Origin of the sequence: Planktophila warneckei (SeqCode) (assembly GCF_965234675.1) — a bacterium.
GTDB lineage: Bacteria > Actinomycetota > Actinomycetes > Nanopelagicales > Nanopelagicaceae > Planktophila > Planktophila warneckei.
This window is the reverse complement of the sequence record NZ_OZ248350.1, coordinates 767,275-787,274: the sequence shown is the minus strand read 5'-3', so window position 1 is coordinate 787,274 and position 20,000 is coordinate 767,275. Positions and strand designations below refer to the sequence as shown.

The window sequence follows — 20,000 nt, the reverse complement described above, 5'->3', positions numbered from 1 at the left end:
ATGACGTTGCGTGTAGGTATCGCCGGCTATGGATTAGCTGGGCGATACTTTCATGCACCTTTACTTAAAGGTTGTGGCTTTGAAGTTGTAGCTATTCAAACAAACAACGAAGAACGCAAGCAACATGCGCTTTCTGATTTCCCCGATACAACCGTTGTAGCAACAATAGAAGAGCTGGTTTCTAAGGATTTAGATCTAGTTGTGGTTGCCTCAGCTAACTTGGTTCATGCAGAGCATGCAACTGCGGCCATTAATGCTGGGATTCCAGTAGTAGTTGATAAGCCAATGGGAAGAACGCTTGCTGAAACAGAGCTAATTGTTGACGCGGCCAAGAAAGCATCAGTTGGGCTTTCAACCTTTTTCAATCGTCGCTGGGATAGTGATGCCTTAACGATCAAGAAAGTTCTTGCTAGCGGCGCGCTCGGCGAAGTACATCGAATCGATTCACGTTTTGAACGTTTTAGACCAGAACTCAATGCAACTTCATGGCGCGAAAACATGTCTGCAGCAGATGGCGGTGGTCAGTTATTGGATTTGCAACCACATCTGATTTCAACCGCCATAGATTGGTTTGGAAAAGCTGAATTAGTTACAGCGACTGTCCGATCTCTTCGGGGTGGCGCAGATGATGATTCAGTATTGGTTCTGCGTCACGAATCCGGAACCATGTCATATCTTTCAGCAAGTGCGGTTGTTGGTGCACCTGGCCCTCGTATCCGCATTCTTGGAACAAAAGGTGCGCTGGTAATTAATGATTTAGATCCACAAGAGGCATTACTGCGTGCAGGCAAGTATCCAGAAGGTGGCACCTGGACAGTTCCGACTAATTCACGAGCTTTTATTCATCGAGGCGACGAAGTCGAAGAGATCACATCCCAACCTGGAAATTACGCTCACTTTTACAAAGAGGTTGAGTCTGCAATTACTTCAGGAAGCCCATGGCCAGTTCCACATGAAGACGCCCTATTAGTGGCTCGAATAATTGATCAAGCACGCGAGGTCGGGACACGTGGGTAGTACTTCCGAAGTATTAATTATCGGAGCTGGATTGGCAGGACTAAATGCAGCGATTCAGCTAGAAGCAGCAGGGGTTGATGTAACTGTTATTGAGGCCTCAGATCGCGCGGGTGGGCGAGTAGCAAGTGATGTCATCGATGGCTTCATTTGCGATCGTGGTTTTCAACTTATTAATTCAAAGTATCCCGCGCTGCAAGAGTTAGATGTCATTAACGAAATTGATTTTGTTTCAGCACCCCGTGTTATTGAAGTTGCAATAGGGGATAGCCGACATGCAATTGGAGATCCGCGGCAGGCACCATTAACCGCCCTCAATAGAGCAACAGGAAGTATTCCTGAAAAGTTATCGTTGTTGCGATTTATCGCTAGTAGCCCTCAAGCTGGAACTTCAATTGGTCAGGCACTTCGTGCCACTGGATCAGTTTACGAACGAGTGCTGCGCCCGTTTTTGCAAGGTGTCTTCTTAACTGATCCGGATAATGTTGATGCGCTGTACGGACATTCAATTATCAAAAGTTTTGTAAATGGCGAACCTGGAGTTCCACGTAAAGGTGTAGGTCAGTTAAGCAACGCATTGGCTTCCAGAATTAAACCAATCCTTTTTAACACTCGAGTTGATCGGCTAGATGGCACCAATGTTCATACATCTAACGGAAGCTTTACAGCAGACAAGATTCTCGTCGCAACCGATGCAACAACTGCGACTCAATTACTGGGTTTAACTGAGGTTCCTCGGATGGCGGGATGTATCACCTGGTATCACTCAACTACAAACAATCCATCGGGTAATGGTCGACTAACGATCGATGGACAAAAGCGTGGTCCAGTGATTAATACCGTTGTCATGTCAGATATTTCAGCTGCCTATGCTCCTGCAGGTCAGCAACTTGTTTCTACAACGACCGATTTAAGCGCCACTGAATCCGATGTCCGCAGACACTTGGCGTTAATGTGGCAAGCAAGTACTCATGATTGGGAATTTATTGCTAAATACGAGATTCCTGCAGCGCTACCAATTCAATGCGTTGGACGCTCGTTATCGCAGAGCATCAAGATCTCTGAGCATCATTACGTGGCTGGTGATCATCGAACAGTTCCATCACAGCAAGGCGCACTATTTTCTGGTCGCCTTGCAGCTCAATTAATCCTCGACTAATTTTCCTAGCGCTTCAGAAATATGTGGGTAATCCCAAGTAAATCCCGCTTCTTGTAAGGCATGAGGAATTACCTTCTTTGATCCTAAGATTTCGGAAGAGAAACCTCCGAGTGCAATCTTCAATGCGATCCCTGGAACAGGAAAGAGTGCAGGACGGTGCATTGCGCGAGCTAATGCAGATGTGAACTCTTGATTAGTTACTGGATTCGGCGCAGTTAAATTAACCGGCCCTGAAATTGGATTTTCAAGTGCGAAAACAATTGCTCGAATTTGATCGTGCAAGGTGATCCATGACCACCATTGCTTTCCATTTCCCATTTTTCCACCAAGACCTAAGCGAAACAACGGCAACATTTTTCCTAAAGCGCCACCTGTTGGATCTAAGACTAGGCCGGTACGAATCTTTACTGTGCGAGTGTCGCCAGCAAGATCTGCTGCACCTTCCCACTCGCGACACACAGCTGCAAGAAAGTCATCTCCTGCACGATCTGTTTCAACAACAGCTCGATTACCACTTTCGCCATACCAGCCGATAGCAGATGCCGAGATAAAAACTTGTGGCTTTAATTCGGCGACAGCGTGAGCAATTGCAGTTGTTCCAAGTAAACGTGAATTAAGGATTTCGCTCTTGTACTTCTTATTCCATCGCTTATCTCCAACGCCAACGCCAGCTAAATGGATGATGGCATCTACGCCGCGCAGTGGTTCAAGATCAACAAAACCTGTTTGCGGATCCCACTGAACTTCATCGGCAGAGATTGGTGTGCGACGAACTAAGCGCTGAACAGTATGTCCCTCACTCTTTAGGTGTCCGACAAGTGCGGTACCAATAAGTCCTGATGCACCCGTAATTGCGATGCGTTGTGGAACTGACATGCGTTACTTAGAGTCCTAGATCTGACTCAAATGCGCCACCTTCGAGACGCTCTTTGAGCGTTACTAAGAAGCGTGCAGCATCTGCGCCATCGACAACTCGGTGATCATATGAAAGTCCTAGGTAAACCATTGAACGGATTGCGATTGTCTCGCCACCATCTTCACCACGGACGACCATTGGACGCTTAACAACTGCGCCAAGTCCAAGGATTGCTACCTGTGGTTGGTTAATGATTGGTGTATCAAATAGCGCTCCACGGCTTCCAGTGTTTGTCAGTGTGAATGTTCCGCCACCTAGTTCATCTGGAGTTACCTTGTTATCGCGTGTGCGTGCTGCAAGATCAGAAATCTTGCGAGCAATTCCACCCATGTTCAGGTCGCCAGCATTTGCAATAACAGGCACAAGCAAACCGCGCTCCGTATCAACTGCAATACCTAGGTGCTCTGCACCGTGATAAGTGATCTGATCGCCTTCAACTGATGAGTTAAGAACTGGATGTTGCTTCAGCGCTTCACAAACAGCAACTGCGAAGAATGGAAGGAATGAAAGCTTTACGCCTTCACGTGCTTCAAAACTTGCCTTTGCGCGATCACGAAGTCGAGCGATCTTTGTGACATCTACTTCAACAACAGTTGTTAGTTGTGCACTTACCTGAAGTGACTCCACCATACGAGCTGCAATAACTTTGCGAAGTCGAGACATAGTCACTGTTGTTCCACGAAGTGGGGATACTGCAACAACTGCAGGCTTTGCAGCACTTGGTGCAGAAGCAACAGGAGCAGAAGCAACCGGAGCTGCCGGACGAGAAAGTGCTTCAACATCTTCGCGACGAATTCTTCCGCCGATACCAGTGCCCTTAACTTGCGCAAGATTGACACCAAGTTCTGATGCAAGTTTGCGAACTAGGGGAGTGACATACGCATCTGCTGGTTGTGACACAGGTGCAGACACAGCCACTGTTGTTACGGGTTGAGCTGGAACCTGTGCCACCGGAGTGGAAATCACTGGTTCGGACACAACAGGTGCCGGCGGTGGAGTCACAGGAGCTGCAACAACAGGAGTAACTACAGGAGCAGTTGGTGCAGAAACAGCGCCTCCCGCAGCTCCAATTAATCCAAGACGAGCTCCAACTGGAACAGTTGTATCAACCGCAACATCAATAGCAAGGAGTGTTCCTGCAACAGGTGAAGGAATTTCTGTATCAACCTTGTCAGTTGAAACTTCTAGCAACGCTTCATCAACAGCAACTGAGTCACCTACATTTTTTAGCCAACGAGTAACAGTTCCTTCTGAAACGCTTTCGCCAAGTGCTGGCATGGTGATAACAGTTCCAGATCCTGAAGCGGCAGGTGCTGCTGGCGCAGCAGGTGCTGGCGGAGGAGTAACTGGTGCAGCGACAACTGGTGCAGGTGCTGGAGTTTCGATAACAGGTGCAGCAACGGGTGTAGCCGGTGCTGGAACTGGTGCAGCAGCATTATCCGCAATAATCGCAAGCTCTGCTCCTACCGGAACAGTTTGATCAATCTGCACAACAATCTTTTGAAGTGTTCCCGCAACTGGTGAAGGAATCTCTGTATCAACTTTGTCAGTTGAAACTTCTAGGAGCGGTTCATCAACATTGACATGATCACCTTCGGCTTTTAACCAACGAGTGACTGTGCCTTCTGAAACGCTTTCGCCAAGTGCTGGCATCGTTACTGAAAATGTCATCTGTTTTCTCCTTGGTTATCCGTGTGCATGAAGCGGTTTGCCTGCAAGAGCCATATGAGCTTCGCCCATTGCCTCTGACAGTGTTGGGTGTGCATGGATCAATGGAGCGACATCACTTGCGCGAGCCTCCCAGTTGTAAATCAATTCAGCTTCAGCAAGTAGTTCACCAACACGTGCACCAACCATATGGACGCCAAGTACTGGCCCATCCTTTTGTGCAACAAGCTTGATTGAACCTGCAGTGTTAAGAATCTGTGCCTTACCGTTACCAGCAAGATCGTACGTAAGTTCTACAACATCATGGCCACGCTTCTTCGCCTCAGCTGTAGTTAAGCCAACTGATGCAACCTCAGGATCTGAGTATGTAACGCGTGGAATACCGTCATAGTTAATTGGGCGAGGGTTTAATCCCGCAATCTCTTCTGCAACTAAAATTCCTTCAGCAAAGCCAACATGTGCAAGTTGCAGCGTAGGAATCAAATCGCCAACAGCCCAGATGCCAGGAACATTGGTGCGGCACTTGTCATCAACAAGAACATAACCACGATCCATCGCAATGCCTTGCTCTTCATAACCAATATTTGAAGAAACAGGACCGCGACCAACTGAAACCATTAGTACTTCTGCGGTAAATGTCTTTCCATCTTCAAGGGTCACTGTTACGCCATCAGCGGTCTTAACAGCTGATTGGAAACGAACACCAAGTTCAAAGTTAATTCCACGCTTACGGAATGCGCGCTCTAGCTGCTTGCTGGAAGACTCATCTTCAAGAGCGATCAAGTGAGGAAGTCCTTCAATGATTGTTACCTCTGAACCAAATGACTTCCAAACAGATGCGAATTCGCAACCAATAACTCCACCACCAAGAACTATGACGCTCTTAGGTACGTAGTTCATCTTTGTTCCGTGATCAGAGGTAATGATCTTCTCGCCATCAATTTCTAGACCTGGCAAAGTTTTTGCATATGAACCAGTTGCAAGAATTACATTCTTACCTGTGTAGCGAACCCCGTTAACTTCAACAGTGTCCTTTGCTACCAATTTTCCGTGACCTTCAATAAATGTAACTCCACGAGACTTCACTAAACCTGAAAGACCTTTGTACAACTTTCCGATGACGCCATCTTTATAAGAGTTAACGCCAGCCATGTCGATACCGTCGAAAGTTGATTTAACTCCAAAGTGTGAACCTTCACGTGCGCCATCAGCGATCTCAGCTGCATGCAATAACGCCTTAGTTGGAATACATCCACGGTGAAGGCAGGTGCCACCGACTTTGTCTGCTTCGATCAGCGCTACAGATAGGCCAAGTTGAGAACCACGTAATGCTGCGGCGTAACCCCCGCTGCCACCACCAAGGATGACTAGATCAAATTGCGACACTTATCGGCTCCCTCCGTACGCCCATGCGGGCTAGGTGCCTATCCTGCCTCAAAGAGGGGTAATTCTCCCAATGCAAATCTGCGGATTTACGCTTGTTCGGCCAATGTCACAAGTGAGCGGAGGGCTATCCCTGTTCCGCCGACCGGTGTGTAGCCATGTGGCTTCGCCTCGTTGTAGGCAGGGCCAGCGATATCTAGGTGCAACCATGGAAGTTCAGAATTGACGAAATCTTTGAGGAACAAACCCGCCACCAGCATTCCGCCCATGCGATCGCCAATGTTGGCTAGATCTGCAACAGGTGAATCCAAAGATGCGCGAAGCTCCTCTGGAAGTGGCATCGGCCAGAACTGCTCACCTGAAATCGCAGTGACCTTCATAAATGCATCACTGAACTCTTGGTTATTTGTCATAACTGCACTTGTGCGTGTTCCAAGTGCAACAACTTGTGCACCCGTCAAAGTCGCAACATCAATTATTCCATCGAGCTTGTTCTTCGAACTTTGGGCCTTCATCAAACCATCTGCAAGTACTAAGCGACCTTCAGCATCAGGGTTGAGAACTTCAACGGTCTTTCCACCCCAAATAGTAATGATGTCACTGGGACGAGTTGCGGTATCACTTGGCATATTTTCTGCAAGTGGCGCCCATGATTCGATCGCAACGGGCAACTTTAATTCTGCAATTGCAATAACCGCGGCGCTAACAGCAGCAGCACCACTCATGTCAGATTTCATCGCTTCCATACCTGCGGCAGGCTTTAGCGCTAATCCGCCAGTATCAAATGTGATTCCCTTGCCCACAAATGCGTAACGCTTTGCAGCCTTACCCTTTGGTGTATATGAAATGTGAAGTAAACGTGGGGGATTCGCTGATCCCTGTCCCACACCAATAATTCCGCCAAAACCTTGAGCCTTTAATTGTTTTTCATCCCAGATTTGAATCTTCAATCCAACTTTTGCACCACCAGCGGCTTTGACCGCAGCAGCTAACTTCTTGGTGAATGAGTCCGGAGTTAAGTGACTAGGTGGTGTGTTAATTAAATCGCGAACTAAGTATGTGTACTTTGCAACGACAGCAGCACGTGAAACAGCTGCCTTAGCTTCGGTAGAGGATGCCAACTTTGAGTGCACTGTAATTGTCTTCAAAGGAGTCTTGTGATCATCCTTTGTTGAACCACGGAATTCGGTAAATGTGTATGCACCAAGGGCAGCACCTTCGGCAACTGCTGAGACTTCAGCCAAACTCTTTGCTGGCAGTGAAAAAGTTGCAGCTGAGTTTCCTGCAAGTGCGCGAGCTGCACTTCCGGCGGCGCGACGTAAAACTTCGTGAGGATAGCTTGTTGATTTCTTACCAAGGCCAGTGAAAACCAAGAGACGAACATGAGAGCCTGGAAGCTTTACAACTTCATCTACCTTTCCGGTAGCTCCCATATCAACTAGTTGAGAAAGGATCGTCTTTGTATCGATCGCCATATCGCCGGCTTCGATCGCAATTCCGCCCTTGGAATTGGTTGAGGTTAAACCCAGAACCAAAATCTCATCTTTAACTACGCCATCAGAAATCTTCAATGTGCTCATGCCGCGAAGCCTAATAGAAATCTTGGTAGGTTTACACAATGAAGATCTCGCCACTGAATGAAAAACATGTTGCCCTCAACGCAAAGATGGCTGATTTCGGCGGATGGATGATGCCGATTGAGTATCCAGGTGCGGGTGTTTTAGCTGAGCATGCGGCGGTTCGTGAGCGCGTTGGAATCTTTGATGTTTCCCATCTTGGAAAGGCCTCGGTAAGGGGACCCGGAGCCTTGGCATTTTTAAATCAATGCCTGACTAATGACCTTACAAAGATTTCAGATGGTTCAGCCCAGTACACCCTTTTGTGCACACCATCAGGTGGAGTCGTAGATGACCTAATTGCCTATCGCAATAGCGAGAGTGATTTTTTCCTAGTTCCCAACGCATCAAACACAACTGAAGTTGTTGCATTTTTACAAAGCTGCGCACCTGCCGAAATCACCGTTACAAATCTGCACATGGAGTACGCAGTTCTTGCTGTGCAAGGTCCGCTTGCTCCAAAGGTTTTGGAAAGTTTAGGGATTAATACTGATATCGATTACATGGCCTTTGATCGTGTGACGATTGCAGGAGCCGATGTCATCTTGTGTCGCACCGGATACACAGGCGAATTGGGGTATGAACTGCTTCCATTAACTAAGGATGCGGTTGCTGTGTGGGACGCATTAGTTGAAGCGATTAAACCGCTTAATGGTTTGGTGTGCGGATTAGGAGCACGAGACACATTGCGCACTGAAATGGGTTATCCATTACATGGCCATGAGCTTTCACTTGAAATTTCTCCAGTAGAGGCAAGTGCTGGCTGGGCGGTCGGTTGGAAGAAAGATTCCTTTATCGGATCTGATGTATTAATCGCTCAAAAAGCAGGGGCGGCTAAGCGCAAGAGCATGGCTTTGAAATCTTTAGACCGCGGAATCCCACGAGCTGGCATGGTTGTAAAAAATGCAGCCGGTGTTGTTGTTGGAGAAGTAACTAGTGGCACTTTCTCACCAACGTTAAAGCATGGAATTGCACTTGCATTGCTTTCAGCAGATACGTCAATTGGAGATCAATTAACAATTGATGTGCGTGGCCGGGACTCACAATGCGAAGTTGTGAAGTTGCCCTTTGTTACTTCACACGTTCGCTAAAAACCACTGGAGTCACAAAGGCGGCTCGAGTTTGAGTACGTCTCAAAGCAGCTAAAACTGAACTTCCTGTAAATGCAATTAGGCCTACGGTAAAGATTGCACGCGGAATATCCCACGCCATTGCGGTCGCAAAGTGGAAGGTAAAAAAGCGCGAAAGATTCTCAGCGATAGAACCTCCAGTCACATATGACAGTTGTGTATTAGAGCCTAAAGCCCACGGCCAGAACTGAAGATCCATCAATATGCCGAAGATTTCCGCAGCGATTGCCCCATAAACAATAAGCATAAATACTTCAAACTTTCCGCGAACCTTTCGCGGCAGAACTCCCGCTAATAAACCAATCCATGCCGCAGCAAAGATTTGGTAACCAAGCCAGGGTCCTAAGCCACCTGTTAATAGCGCCGAAGCAAACATTGAAATTATCCCTAAAAGAAAACCAAAAGAAGGACCAAAGACTCGAGCACTCAGAATTAAAACAAACCACATTGGTTCGATGCCAACTGCTCCTGCACCGAGTGGTCGCAGCGCCGAAATCAGTGCAGCTAAAACTCCGAGCAGTGCAACTGATTTAGCATCAAGCCTTGTATTGGAAATTTCAAAGATAACTACGAGAAAAGCAAAGGCGACTGCTAGCCAGAAGAAGAGTTGGGTTTGAGGTAGTTCTTTACCTGAATAAAAAAAGGGCCAGATGAACCCTGCGATGCTTAACGCTGAAGCGATTCCAAGGATCACTGAGTTCTTGAATGAGAATCTAACTATGTCCTGTGTTGTGTTCATAAAGGATTGTCCAGCGCTGCGATTACATCTGAAACCTTTAACCACGGCTGAGGCGACATCACCTTAGAAACTTGTGGAGCAAAGGCAGGGGATGAGAGCAACACATCCAAGGTTGTTCCATCTGCAACTATTTCACCGTCAGCAATAAAGATGACTCGACTTGCGAGCTCAGCGACAAGTTCAACATCATGAGTTGCAAGCAGCACACACTTACCAGTTGCTCGCGCAAACTCAATCAAAATTCTGGTTAGTTCATTCTTTGCTTGATAATCCAAACCTCGTGTTGGTTCATCGAGAATCAAAATCTTAGGATTTCCGGATAAAACCACACTGAGTGCAAGACCTAGACGTTGTCCTTCAGAAAGATCGCGAGGATGCGCATGAAGTGAGATGCCGGGAACCAATTGATTCAAAACTGAAACCGTTGTTCCTTTTGGCACTCCATTGTCAGAATCGGCTTGTTCGCATTCGATGGCAACGCTTTGTCCATACAAAAGATCGCTAGGTTCTTGCGGAATAAAACCAATACATTCTCGACGAACTGTGCCCTTCAGTTTTTGCGGATCTTGAGAGTCAACAAGAACTGCGCCTGTTATTCCATCCATAATTCCAGCTAATGACTTAAGTAATGAGCTCTTGCCCGCGCCATTGCGCCCCATAACCGCAACAATTTCGTGGGCAAAAACATTGGCGCTGACCTGCTTTAGAACCTCCTTATCGGCAAAGTTCAAAGAAAGTGATTCAATGGAAATTATTGGATTACCAATCGGAGCCATCTTTGCTGGCTCCTGTACGTATTCACCTTCACGAATCTCTGTTGTCATGCGACGCATGTCTCGTACCGAAACGCCGATTTCCTTCAAACCAAGTGCACGGGCTAAATGAACAATTGGTGGCGCAATGGGAGATTCCAACAAGATCTGTTCGGGTGTTCCAACTTTTGCAACACCATCGCCATTGATCTGAACTATTCGATCGGCAAACTGAATGACGCGTTCCAATTTATGTTCTGCAATAACCACAGTAAGACTTAGATCATGCACAAGGCGATGAAGGATCGAAAGAACCTCTTCGGCGGCGATGGGATCAAGCGCGCTTGTTGGTTCATCTAAAACTAAAACCTTTGGATGAGTTACCAAAGCGGCACCTATTGCGACTCTTTGTTGTTCCCCGCCGCTAAGCGTTGCGATTGTTCTGTTGCGCAGCGCAGTAAGACTAAGTAAATCTAAAGTCTCTTCAATTCTCTTGCGCATAACATCATTTGGCAGGTTGAGCGTTTCCATCCCAAATGCCAATTCATCTTCAACGGTGTCAGCTACAAAGGTATTAGCAGGATTTTGACCAACAATTCCGATTAAGTGGGCCATCCCGCCTGGCTTCACCATTTGGGTTGAGACTCCATCAACACTTACATCTCCAGCCAGAATTCCGCCGGTGTGATGGGGGACTAGCCCATTGATCAACCGTAAAAGCGAGGATTTACCTGAACCAGTTGAACCTATGACAAGTACTAGTTCGCCCTCTTGAATCTCCAAGTTCAGGTTTTCAAGAACAGTGGTGGTTGAATTTGGATAGATCAAAGAGACATTAGAAAACTTAATCATGACAGCCCCAAAACAACTAAGGAGGAAGCTATGACCATCACATCTGACAACTTCCATTTAATGGGACGGTAGGTAGATCGCTTTCTACTAACTCCGTAACCACGACTATCCATCGCCGCTGCCAAATCAAGTGAACGGGCCAAGGACTCTTCAAGTAATGGGATGGCTACGCGTTTCCACGATCTAAAACCCTTAAGAGTTTGTCCACGCAATCGTTGTGCTTGTCTAATGCGAGCAACCGATGTCACCAATTGCGGTAGAACTGATGTCGCAATTACAACGGCGATTCCAAACTCGTAAATGTAGATAGGTAGTACTCGCAATAATTTATGAGGACTGGTTAGTGATGCGGCTGCTCCAAAAATGACAATGATTGAACAGATCATTAATCCTTCAGTTAATGCAGAACTTAAACGTTCCCATGTAACCGCTCCTCCGATACGAATACCGGGCATCCAGGACGGCAACGGGATTATTGGCAAGACGAAAAGTTGTCTACCTGGAATTGGAACCCCTATAACTATGCCAATTAAAGTTCTGATGAAAAGAATCCAAGCAGCTAATTTTAAGGTCCAATTGAAACTGTTACCCCAAGGAGCCTCGTCGCGATTGTTAAAGACAACAACTGCAACAGCACCCACGCAACACAGTGTGAATATGGTTGAATCAAAACGGATGACCGCAAAGGCCAAACCAATCGCCCATATCCACCATGTAAGTGGGTGCAGTGACAGCTTTTTCATAGCTACTTCTTCAGGTAATCCTTAGGAGTTTTCATTTCAACTCCACATTCTTTAGCCGGATATCCGTTGATTCCGCAGATGAATCCTGATCCTTCTGCGCGAACTTTGACCGCAAGACCCAGTACATCTATTCCTAGCGCAGATTTATCCGCGACCACACATTTTTGAATTAGGCGTGGAGTTGTTTCACCCTTTGGTCGCAATACCGCTGATCCAAAATCAACCATTATCGCTACTCGCTTTTTTCCAGCGACAGCCTTTGTCTTTCCACAAATAGTTGAAAAAGATGGAGCAACCTTTGGTGCCTTTGCATCTGGAATTGCATCACTGCTAAATGTGAATGCCCAACCTTCAACTGATCCATCAGCAACATTGACAGTTGGCCCCGTCATTGCGGCGGTCCATTTACTTGCGCCAGGTGCTGCTTGGAAATAACCCCAATAGCGCCAGCCAGTATCTGCCGCGTGTGCTGTGGGAGTAATACATGATGCGATTACAACAATCGCTAATAAGAGTTTGAACTTCATTTCTGTGTAGCCTCTCAAAATTTAAAGAGTCTCACAGGGAGTGAACCGCACCTAGAGAGGACGGAGTAGCCGACACTTCTAGTGTTAGGAGCACACCCCGCAAACCTCGGCGGGTGTTTGTCTCATCTCTGACAAGTAGGTAATCCGACTTATCCTCACAAAGGATTTACGGTTGCGGGTCAGCGTCGGATTTGCACCGAACTTCCCCTACTAGAAGAGCTATTAAGTTGTGAGCGAACCAAACCATACCCATTTCGGCTTGGCAACTAGGCGCGCACGATCTAGGCTCGCAACATGGAATACAGACGCCTGGGCAGTACCGGAATGTACGTTTCTGAGATCTCATACGGAAACTGGATCACTCACGGAAATCAGATCGAATCAGATGCAGCGATTAAATGCGTGAAAGAGGCGCTTAATCAAGGCATCACAACATTTGATACCGCAGATGTTTATGCGGGTACAAAAGCTGAAGTTGTTCTGGGTAAAGCACTCAAAGGCGTACGTCGTGAGTCCTATGAACTTTTCACGAAGGTGTACTTTCCAACTGGAACTGGAAAGAATGATCGCGGCTTATCGCGCAAACACATCATTGAATCCTGTAACGCATCGTTAAAGCGCCTTCAAACAGATCACATTGATTTGTATCAGATGCACCGCTTTGATCACGAAACTCCGCTAGAAGAATCCTTAAGCGCATTTGATGATCTGATTCGTGCAGGAAAGGTTCATTACATTGGTTTTTCTGAATGGAACGCTTCACAGATTAAATCCGCATTAAGCATTCAGGATGCTCGCGGCTACAACCGTTTTGTATCAAATCAACCTCAATACTCCGCCTTATGGAGAGTTATTGAAGCTGAGGTAGTTCCTTTGTCTCAAAAAGAGGGAATTGGTCAAATAGTTTTTTCACCAATGGCTCAAGGAGTGCTGACCGGTAAGTACCTTCAGGGAAAGAAGGCGCCAGCAGGCTCTCGGGCTGCAAGCAAGGGAAGTGGCGCCACCATGATTAAAGGCTGGTTGCGAGATGAGGTTCTTGACGCGGTCCAGAACCTGAAGCCAATTGCTGATCAAGCAGGATTGTCGATGTCTCAACTTGCAATCGCATGGGTTCTTCAAAATCCCAATGTTTCAAGTGCAATCATGGGCGCAACTAAACCTTCGCAGGTAAAGGAAAATGCAAAGGCATCTGGTGTCAAGCTAGATGCCGACATCATGAAGGCGATCGATAAAGCTCTTGGAAAACTTCCAGAGCGCGATCCTAAGAAAAATCAAAGTCCCAACCCCAGAGCTTAGTTAACTAGCGCTTAATTGATCTGATCGCCAACCTTCACCTGAGGGTGGGGTGCACGTAAACGTCGCATCTGAGTTGAGCGAAGCCATGCATACATTCCAAGACCTTTTGTAGATGTGCCTGGAAACTTTGCTTCTACAGCTTTGCGAATTTTGCGCGATAGGAAGAAGCCATCAACGACTGCAAGCAGTAGCACTGCATACATCAATGCAATTGCACCGATTTGAATCGCTGGGATTGGAAACAAGGTTAAAACTAAAACAACGAAAATGATTGGCAGGAAGTACTCGCCAGTTGATCGACGGGAATCTACAAAGTTGCGAACATAGCGACGGGCTGGACCACGATCGCGAGCAGGTAGAGCTGCTTCATCTCCGCGCAAATATGCAGCACGTGAGCCAACTCGGTCCTGACGGGCCTGCAACTTAGCTGCACGCTTTTGATCTTTAGTCACGACTGGAGAAAGCGAAGAAACCTTGCGCTTTGATTCCGCTTCTTTACGTTTTGGGGTTGGACGACCCTTGCCTTCATTTGTAGTCATGGGGCAACTATAGAGGCGGTGTCTTAATGCCCTCGACTCGCAACGGGTGGGTCAGGGGAGTAGGATTTCACCCGTAAAGCCGATCAAGGAGAGCACTGATGACAACTGAAGCAACTACAACTACTGGAATTCTTCTCACCGATGTTGCTGCAAGCAAGGTAGCTGCGCTACTTGCACAGGAAGGTCGCGATGACCTGAACCTACGTGTTGCAGTTCAACCTGGAGGTTGCTCAGGCCTTAAGTATCAGCTGTACTTTGATGATCGCAACATGGATGGCGACATCGTCCGCGAATTTGGTGCGGTAAAGGTAATTACAGACAAGATGAGTGATCCTTACCTTTCAGGTGCAACTATTGATTTTGTTGACACCATTGAAAAGCAGGGCTTCACAATTGATAATCCAAATGCACAAGGTTCATGTGCATGCGGCGATTCATTTAACTAAGCACCTCTTGACCCATAAGATCCCTACATGAAAATCGGTGTAGCGGGTTCGGTAGGCCTTGATCATTTAATGACTTTCTCTGGAAAGTTCACCGACTCATTAGTGGCCGGCTCACTTGAAAAGGTTTCACTCTCATTCTTAGTCGACAGCCTTGATGTTCGCCGTGGAGGATGCGCAGCAAATATCGCGTTCGGCATGGGTGTGCTTGGCTTAAATCCAATTCTAATTGCCGCTGTTGGTAAGGACTGGGCTGATTACGATGCCTGGCTTTCACGTCACGGTGTTGATACTTCACACGCTCTTGTTTCAACCACACTGCACACCGCTCACTTTGTTGTAACTACTGATCAAGATTTGAATCAGATCGCATCATTTTTTCCAGGAGCCATGTCCGAGGCGCGCAATATCGAGCTCTCTCCAATCATGGAAAAAACCGGTCGTCTCGACATGATGGTTATTTCTCCCGATGATCCAGAAGCGATGTTGCGTCACTCTGAAGTGTGCCGACAATTAGGAATTGCATTTGCCGCCGATCCTTCACAGCAGATGGCCCGCATGGATGGCGAAGAGATCAAGCAACTTATTGATGGCGCGGCATACCTCTTCTTAAATGAGTATGAACTCGCCTTGGCGATGCAAAAGACCGGCTGGAGTGATCGCGAAATTCTGGAACGTGTTAAGTATCGCGTCGTGACTTTGGGTTCTAATGGGGCAAAGGTTGAAAGTGCATCAGGCGAATATGTTCAGGTGGGCTGCCCTAAGGAGAAATCCAAAACAGACCCAACCGGTGTTGGAGATTCATTCAGATCAGGATTTATTGCAGGTCTTGCATGGGGGCTTTCCCACGAGCGATGCGCCCAGTTGGGTGCTTTGATCGCAACCTATGTGATCGAAACCCTTGGAACTCAGGAGTACCGATTTACCGCTGCTCAATTTGTAGCCCGCTTTGAAGAGGCGTATGGCAAGGCTGCTGCTGATGAGGTTGCTGCTCACCTCAAGTAGATGTGAGGAGGGCCACCCCTCGCCGGTCTTACGCTCATGCCACGCTCACGGCAAATACAAACTATCCTTACCCACATGTCGCGACGCCCAGTTTTTAGCCGCCTACGAGCTCTGCTCCTAGTAGCCCCAGTTCTCTTTCTGACCGGTTGTTCCTCTAACACTGATTGGGGATTCGTAGATGGAATCACCAGTGTTAACGATCAATCATTCTCATTGTGGAAGGGTGCTTGGATAACCGCCGGTGTGGTTGGCGTCTTTACTTTAATTTTGATTTTGTGGCCTGCGGTTTTTCATCGCGCTAAGAAGGGCAATCCAGAGTTTCCAAAGCAAACTCAATACAACGTTCCCGTTGAAGTGGCTTACACAATCATTCCTTTTATTATCGTTGCCGTTCTTTTCTACTTCACAGCACAGAAAGAAAGCGTGATTACTGAAAAGACAACGACATATGCGCATGAAATAACTGTTGAAGGTATTCAGTGGTCATGGCAGTTTGGTTATCCAGAAGCTGGTCCAAAGGCTGTGGTAACCGGAACTCCTGCGCAAACTCCAACTCTGTATGTACCTCTGGGCGAGCGTGTTCGTTACACGATTACAGCTAATGATGTTGTTCATGGATTCTGGATTCCAGCCTTCATGATTCAAATGCAGAACCTTCCGGGTGTAACTAATCACCTTGAATTCACTGCAAATAAACTGGGTGAGTTCCCGGGCCGATGCAACATCTTGTGCGGTCGCAACCACTCACAAATGCTCTTCAAGGTAAAGGTGGTTACACCTGCCGAATTCGATGCTTATCTTGAAACACTTAAGGGGAGTCAAGCATGACAACTTATGCAGATCGTCCAACGGTAACTGCGAACGCGCCATTGCCAACTCCAAAAGGTAAGTCTTTTGTAAAGTGGATTACATCAACTGATCACAAGACAATCGGTTATCTCTATTTGATGACATCGTTTGCTTGGTTCTTGATCGGTGGCGTGTTAGCCCTTGCCCTGCGTGCAGAATTAGCTCGCCCAGGAATGCAGTTCCTGAGCAACGAGCAATACAACCAGATCTTCACAATGCACGGAACAATCATGTTGCTTATGTTTGCAACCCCATTGTTCGTTGGTTTTGCAAATGTAATCATGCCTTTACAGATCGGCGCAGCGGATGTGGCTTTCCCACGTTTAAACATGTTGTCGTACTGGTTGTACCTATTTGGTTCTTTGATGGCATTTGGTGGTTTCTTATCACCAGGTGGAGCAGCATCTTTCGGTTGGACCGTGTATGCACCGCTATCTAACTCAACCTACTCACCAGGCATTGGTGGAGATTTATGGCTAGTTGGTCTTGCGATTTCTGGTGTTGGAACAATTCTTGGTGGCGTTAACTTCATTACGACTATCTTCACGATGCGTGCACCAGGTATGACCATGTTCCGTATGTCTATCTTTTCTTGGAACGTTCTGTTAACTGCGATTCTTGTATTGCTTGCCTTCCCACCTTTGGCTGCAGCTCTACTTGGTTTAGAAGCGGACCGAATTTATGGAACCCACTTATTCGATCCGGCCAATGGTGGAGTGATGTTGTTCCAGCACTTGTTCTGGTTCTTCGGACACCCCGAGGTTTACATTCTTGCGCTGCCATTCTTTGGAATCGCAACTGAGATTTTGCCCGTGTTTAGTCGCAAGCCAATCTTTGGCTACTTGGGTCTGATCGCTGCAACGATTGCGATCTCTGCGCTTTCAGTTTCTGTATGGGCTCACCACATGTTTGCTAGTGGTCAGGTTCTACTTCCATTCTTCTCATTCATGACATTCCTTATTGGTGTGCCAACTGGAGTTAAATTCTTCAACTGGATTGGAACAATGTGGAGAGGTCAAGTTACCTTTGAAACCCCAATGCTTTGGGTAATGGGTTTCTTGGTTACATTCCTATTTGGTGGATTAACTGGAATTATTTTGGCTTCACCACCACTTGATTTTGCTGTCTCTGCAAGTTACTTCGTCGTTGCTCACTTCCACTACGTTCTCTTCGGAACAGTGGTATTTGCGATGTTCGCAGGCTTCTATTTCTGGTGGCCAAAGATGACAGGTCGCATGCTTAACGAGCGTCTTGGAAAGATTCACTTCTGGACTTTGTTCTTTGGATTCCACTTGACCTTCTTGATCCAACACTGGTTGGGCATTAAGGGATTCCCACGTCGTTACGCGGATTATTTGCCAACAGATGGCTTCACATTTATGAACACAGTTTCAACAATTGGTTCATTCCTGTTAGCTCTGTCGATGATTCCATTTGCAATCAATATTTGGATCACTCGTAAGGCTCCATTGGTTGGCGTAGATGATCCTTGGGGTTACGGGGCTTCATTGGAATGGGCAACATCATGTCCACCACCACGCCACAACTTCCTGACTATGCCTCGCATTTCAAGTGAGCGTCCAGCATTTGATTTACATCATCCGCATATCAAGACCGAGGGGCATGAATAGAAAATGAAGGCATCTTGGAAATTATTTGGTGGATTATCGGTTTTCTACGTCATCATGACAGTCATTTACTGGCAGGTCGGCGGCGAATCAGTTGGTATAGCCGGAATGTTGTTGTCATCATGTCTTGCAGGCATGGTTGGTTTCTACGTTTGGTTTACCCAGAAGCGCATTGGTGTAACCCTTCCTGAAGATAACTTAACCGCTGAAATTGCAGATGGTGCAGGGGAGCTTGGCTTCTATAGCCCGCACTCATGGTGGCCATTACCAGTCGCTCTTAGTGCATGTGCATTTGGTCTTGGACTGATTATTGGTTGGTGGCTTTCACTCATTAGCGTTGGCGCTTTGATGATCTCTGTTATCGGAATGGTTACAGAGTATGAAAAGCCAGTTAGCTCAGCAGCTCACTAATGTCTAACGTGCGTGCGGAGATTTTGCAGACTGATTACCCAAACACCGCCGCTGCTCGAATAAGTATTCATGCACCAGCTGCAAAGATTTTCGATCTCTTGGCTAACCCCGCAGCACATCAACTCTTTGATGGTTCTGGAACTATCAAAGGGGTAATTTCCGGACCAGAGCGCTTATTTCTCGGCGCAAAGTTCGGCATGGCGATGAAGATCAAGGTTCCATATCGGATCAAGAACACCGTTGTAGCTTTTGAAGAGAATAAAAAGATCACCTGGTGCCATTTGATGAAGTGGACCTGGTGTTATGAGCTCTATGAAGTTGGCAATGGAGAAACCGTTGTTACTGAATCTTTTGATGCTAGTGCTATTCCAGGTTATGCCGCTTGGTGGTTGAAGAAGACTGGCGCGATGGCCCACAACCCGAAGTGGATGGCAAAATCATTAGTACGCCTGAAGGCGATCTGCGAGGGTTGAAACTCGCTAAATTCGCTCCACTTCTTTTTGTTCTTCTGTGGAGTACCGGCTTTGTCGGAGCTAAGTACGGCCTTCCATATGCAGATCCCTTTATCTTCTTAGCAATCAGAGTTCTAATCGCAGCTGTCATTCTCTTTGCGATTGCCGTGGTATTGAAATCCCCAATAGCAATTGGATCAAAAGCAATTACTTCATCAATGCTCATCGGATTCTTTCTACATGCCTGTTATCTCGGGGGAGTCTTCTATTCGATCTCGCGGGGATTGCCAGCCGGTGTTGCTGCGGTTGTTACTAGTCTGCAACCAGTTTTAGTTTCAGTCCTTGCGGTTCGGGTTCTGGGCGAGAAATTAAAGGTCAAACAAGTAATTGGCTTATTGTTGGGTCTGTCCGGTGTTGTATTGGTACTTGGTCCATCTTTTGATGCGAACATTCCGGTTGCAGGGATAATCGCAATTGTTGTTGCGTTGATTGGCAGCACGACCGCCACTTTGTTACAAAAGAAGATAGGTACCGGAATTCCTTTAGTAGCTGGAACTGCGTATCAATATCTTGGAAGTGGGGCGGTATTACTTGCGATCGCGTTCGCAACTGGTGGCACTTCAATCCAGTGGAACGGCAGGTTTCTCCTTGCCTTCATGTGGCTCATCGCGGTCTTATCTGTCGGAGCGATCTTGTTGCTGTTATGGCTCCTGAATACCGGAAGCGCCGCTTCCGTCTCATCTCTTTTCTATCTCGTTCCACCAGCAACCGCCATTGAAGCATTCTTTTTGTTTGGGGAAAAAGTAAACACCCAAGGCTTCCTTGGAATAGGAGTGACCGCCTTGGGTGTTTGGCTAGTTATTACTAATTAATGCCAA

The 20,000-nt window shown here is 47.0% G+C and carries 20 protein-coding genes and 1 riboswitch; of the genes, 11 read left to right on the top strand and 9 right to left on the bottom strand.

All coding sequences use genetic code 11. The annotated features are described in order from the left end of the window. Window positions 1-1,017, top strand: coding sequence for a Gfo/Idh/MocA family protein (locus AC8GFU_RS04120; protein WP_506625881.1), 1,017 nt, complete (start codon window positions 1-3; stop codon window positions 1,015-1,017). Continuing rightward, a complete protein-coding gene (locus tag AC8GFU_RS04115; protein ID WP_506625880.1) occupies window positions 1,010-2,173 on the top strand; it encodes an NAD(P)/FAD-dependent oxidoreductase in 1,164 nt (387 codons plus the stop codon). The genes AC8GFU_RS04120 and AC8GFU_RS04115 overlap by 8 nt, the downstream gene beginning before the upstream one ends. Here AC8GFU_RS04115 and AC8GFU_RS04110 read toward each other — a convergent pair. The 4 genes from AC8GFU_RS04110 to AC8GFU_RS04095 form a co-directional block, all read right to left on the bottom strand. Beyond that, a complete protein-coding gene (locus AC8GFU_RS04110; RefSeq protein WP_506625879.1) occupies window positions 2,159-3,049 on the bottom strand; it encodes a TIGR01777 family oxidoreductase in 891 nt (296 codons plus the stop codon). The genes AC8GFU_RS04115 and AC8GFU_RS04110 overlap by 15 nt on opposite strands. 7 nt (window positions 3,050-3,056) lie before the next feature. Next, window positions 3,057-4,760: a 2-oxoglutarate dehydrogenase, E2 component, dihydrolipoamide succinyltransferase gene (gene sucB / locus AC8GFU_RS04105; protein WP_506625878.1), complete on the bottom strand. Its 1,704-nt coding sequence runs from the start codon at window positions 4,758-4,760 to the stop codon at window positions 3,057-3,059. A 15-nt stretch (window positions 4,761-4,775) separates the two neighbouring features. Continuing rightward, the gene (gene lpdA, locus AC8GFU_RS04100; RefSeq protein WP_506625877.1) at window positions 4,776-6,143 is read right to left on the bottom strand and encodes a dihydrolipoyl dehydrogenase; all 1,368 of its coding nucleotides are present in this window, start codon (window positions 6,141-6,143) and stop codon (window positions 4,776-4,778) included. 86 nt (window positions 6,144-6,229) lie between these two features. Next, the gene (locus tag AC8GFU_RS04095; protein ID WP_506625876.1) at window positions 6,230-7,720 is read right to left on the bottom strand and encodes a leucyl aminopeptidase; all 1,491 of its coding nucleotides are present in this window, start codon (window positions 7,718-7,720) and stop codon (window positions 6,230-6,232) included. 38 nt (window positions 7,721-7,758) lie between these two features. On the opposite strand from AC8GFU_RS04095, the gene gcvT reads away from it, so the two are divergent. Continuing rightward, a complete protein-coding gene (gene gcvT, locus AC8GFU_RS04090; protein ID WP_506625875.1) occupies window positions 7,759-8,847 on the top strand; it encodes a glycine cleavage system aminomethyltransferase GcvT in 1,089 nt (362 codons plus the stop codon). On the opposite strand, the gene AC8GFU_RS04085 is transcribed toward gcvT, so the two are convergent. The 4 genes from AC8GFU_RS04085 to AC8GFU_RS04070 are packed head-to-tail and all read right to left on the bottom strand — an operon-like array spanning window position 8,828 to window position 12,499. Then, the gene (locus AC8GFU_RS04085) at window positions 8,828-9,625 is read right to left on the bottom strand and encodes an ECF transporter S component (protein WP_506625874.1); all 798 of its coding nucleotides are present in this window, start codon (window positions 9,623-9,625) and stop codon (window positions 8,828-8,830) included. The genes gcvT and AC8GFU_RS04085 overlap by 20 nt on opposite strands. Further along, the gene (locus AC8GFU_RS04080; RefSeq protein ID WP_506625873.1) at window positions 9,622-11,229 is read right to left on the bottom strand and encodes an ABC transporter ATP-binding protein; all 1,608 of its coding nucleotides are present in this window, start codon (window positions 11,227-11,229) and stop codon (window positions 9,622-9,624) included. Before AC8GFU_RS04080 ends, AC8GFU_RS04085 begins: the two co-directional genes overlap by 4 nt. Then, window positions 11,226-11,972 (bottom strand): energy-coupling factor transporter transmembrane component T family protein, encoded by a 747-nt coding sequence (locus tag AC8GFU_RS04075; RefSeq protein ID WP_506625872.1) that lies wholly within the window; start codon window positions 11,970-11,972, stop codon window positions 11,226-11,228. Before AC8GFU_RS04075 ends, AC8GFU_RS04080 begins: the two co-directional genes overlap by 4 nt. Before the next feature lie 2 nt (window positions 11,973-11,974). Continuing rightward, the gene (locus tag AC8GFU_RS04070; protein WP_506625871.1) at window positions 11,975-12,499 is read right to left on the bottom strand and encodes an SCO2322 family protein; all 525 of its coding nucleotides are present in this window, start codon (window positions 12,497-12,499) and stop codon (window positions 11,975-11,977) included. Between the two features lie 88 nt (window positions 12,500-12,587). Next, a riboswitch (adenosylcobalamin (AdoCbl) riboswitch) is annotated at window positions 12,588-12,730 on the bottom strand. 63 nt (window positions 12,731-12,793) lie between these two features. Between AC8GFU_RS04070 and AC8GFU_RS04065 the strand changes: the two genes are divergently transcribed. Then, window positions 12,794-13,795, top strand: a complete 1,002-nt coding sequence (locus tag AC8GFU_RS04065; RefSeq protein WP_506625870.1) for an aldo/keto reductase family protein — start codon at window positions 12,794-12,796, stop codon at window positions 13,793-13,795. A gap of 11 nt (window positions 13,796-13,806) precedes the next feature. Here the strand turns inward: AC8GFU_RS04065 and AC8GFU_RS04060 are convergent, their stop codons facing one another. Further along, entirely contained in the window at window positions 13,807-14,334 is a 528-nt protein-coding gene (locus tag AC8GFU_RS04060; RefSeq protein ID WP_506625869.1) for a DUF3043 domain-containing protein, read from the bottom strand. 98 nt (window positions 14,335-14,432) lie between these two features. On the opposite strand from AC8GFU_RS04060, the gene AC8GFU_RS04055 reads away from it, so the two are divergent. The 7 genes from AC8GFU_RS04055 to AC8GFU_RS04025 all read left to right on the top strand — a co-directional run bounded on the left by AC8GFU_RS04055 (window position 14,433) and on the right by AC8GFU_RS04025 (window position 19,994). Beyond that, window positions 14,433-14,780: a HesB/IscA family protein gene (locus AC8GFU_RS04055; protein WP_506625868.1), complete on the top strand. Its 348-nt coding sequence runs from the start codon at window positions 14,433-14,435 to the stop codon at window positions 14,778-14,780. 27 nt (window positions 14,781-14,807) lie between these two features. Next, the gene (locus AC8GFU_RS04050; RefSeq protein ID WP_506625867.1) at window positions 14,808-15,782 is read left to right on the top strand and encodes a carbohydrate kinase family protein; all 975 of its coding nucleotides are present in this window, start codon (window positions 14,808-14,810) and stop codon (window positions 15,780-15,782) included. Window positions 15,783-15,857: 75 nt separating this feature from the next. Further along, a complete protein-coding gene (gene ctaC, locus AC8GFU_RS04045; RefSeq protein WP_506625866.1) occupies window positions 15,858-16,610 on the top strand; it encodes an aa3-type cytochrome oxidase subunit II in 753 nt (250 codons plus the stop codon). Then, window positions 16,607-18,262 (top strand): aa3-type cytochrome oxidase subunit I, encoded by a 1,656-nt coding sequence (gene ctaD, locus AC8GFU_RS04040; protein WP_506625865.1) that lies wholly within the window; start codon window positions 16,607-16,609, stop codon window positions 18,260-18,262. The genes ctaC and ctaD overlap by 4 nt, the downstream gene beginning before the upstream one ends. Window positions 18,263-18,265: 3 nt before the next feature. Further along, window positions 18,266-18,670, top strand: a complete 405-nt coding sequence (locus tag AC8GFU_RS04035) for a cytochrome c oxidase subunit 4 (RefSeq protein ID WP_506625864.1) — start codon at window positions 18,266-18,268, stop codon at window positions 18,668-18,670. Continuing rightward, window positions 18,670-19,143: an SRPBCC family protein gene (locus AC8GFU_RS04030; protein WP_506625863.1), complete on the top strand. Its 474-nt coding sequence runs from the start codon at window positions 18,670-18,672 to the stop codon at window positions 19,141-19,143. The genes AC8GFU_RS04035 and AC8GFU_RS04030 overlap by 1 nt, the downstream gene beginning before the upstream one ends. Continuing rightward, complete coding sequence (locus AC8GFU_RS04025) at window positions 19,140-19,994, top strand: DMT family transporter (protein ID WP_506625862.1); 855 nt, start codon at window positions 19,140-19,142, stop codon at window positions 19,992-19,994. Before AC8GFU_RS04030 ends, AC8GFU_RS04025 begins: the two co-directional genes overlap by 4 nt. Window positions 19,995-20,000: the final 6 nt, after the last annotated feature.

Coding starts and splice junctions, on each gene's coding strand:
- AC8GFU_RS04120 (WP_506625881.1), top strand. CDS start 1: ATGACGTTGCGTGTAGGTATCGCCGGCTATGGATTAGCTGGGCGATAC.
- AC8GFU_RS04110 (WP_506625879.1), bottom strand. CDS start 3,049: ATGTCAGTTCCACAACGCATCGCAATTACGGGTGCATCAGGACTTATT.
- sucB (WP_506625878.1), bottom strand. CDS start 4,760: ATGACATTTTCAGTAACGATGCCAGCACTTGGCGAAAGCGTTTCAGAA.
- AC8GFU_RS04095 (WP_506625876.1), bottom strand. CDS start 7,720: ATGAGCACATTGAAGATTTCTGATGGCGTAGTTAAAGATGAGATTTTG.
- gcvT (WP_506625875.1), top strand. CDS start 7,759: ATGAAGATCTCGCCACTGAATGAAAAACATGTTGCCCTCAACGCAAAG.
- AC8GFU_RS04085 (WP_506625874.1), bottom strand. CDS start 9,625: ATGAACACAACACAGGACATAGTTAGATTCTCATTCAAGAACTCAGTG.
- AC8GFU_RS04080 (WP_506625873.1), bottom strand. CDS start 11,229: ATGATTAAGTTTTCTAATGTCTCTTTGATCTATCCAAATTCAACCACC.
- AC8GFU_RS04075 (WP_506625872.1), bottom strand. CDS start 11,972: ATGAAAAAGCTGTCACTGCACCCACTTACATGGTGGATATGGGCGATT.
- AC8GFU_RS04070 (WP_506625871.1), bottom strand. CDS start 12,499: ATGAAGTTCAAACTCTTATTAGCGATTGTTGTAATCGCATCATGTATT.
- AC8GFU_RS04065 (WP_506625870.1), top strand. CDS start 12,794: ATGGAATACAGACGCCTGGGCAGTACCGGAATGTACGTTTCTGAGATC.
- AC8GFU_RS04060 (WP_506625869.1), bottom strand. CDS start 14,334: ATGACTACAAATGAAGGCAAGGGTCGTCCAACCCCAAAACGTAAAGAA.
- AC8GFU_RS04055 (WP_506625868.1), top strand. CDS start 14,433: ATGACAACTGAAGCAACTACAACTACTGGAATTCTTCTCACCGATGTT.
- AC8GFU_RS04050 (WP_506625867.1), top strand. CDS start 14,808: ATGAAAATCGGTGTAGCGGGTTCGGTAGGCCTTGATCATTTAATGACT.
- ctaC (WP_506625866.1), top strand. CDS start 15,858: ATGTCGCGACGCCCAGTTTTTAGCCGCCTACGAGCTCTGCTCCTAGTA.
- ctaD (WP_506625865.1), top strand. CDS start 16,607: ATGACAACTTATGCAGATCGTCCAACGGTAACTGCGAACGCGCCATTG.
- AC8GFU_RS04035 (WP_506625864.1), top strand. CDS start 18,266: ATGAAGGCATCTTGGAAATTATTTGGTGGATTATCGGTTTTCTACGTC.
- AC8GFU_RS04030 (WP_506625863.1), top strand. CDS start 18,670: ATGTCTAACGTGCGTGCGGAGATTTTGCAGACTGATTACCCAAACACC.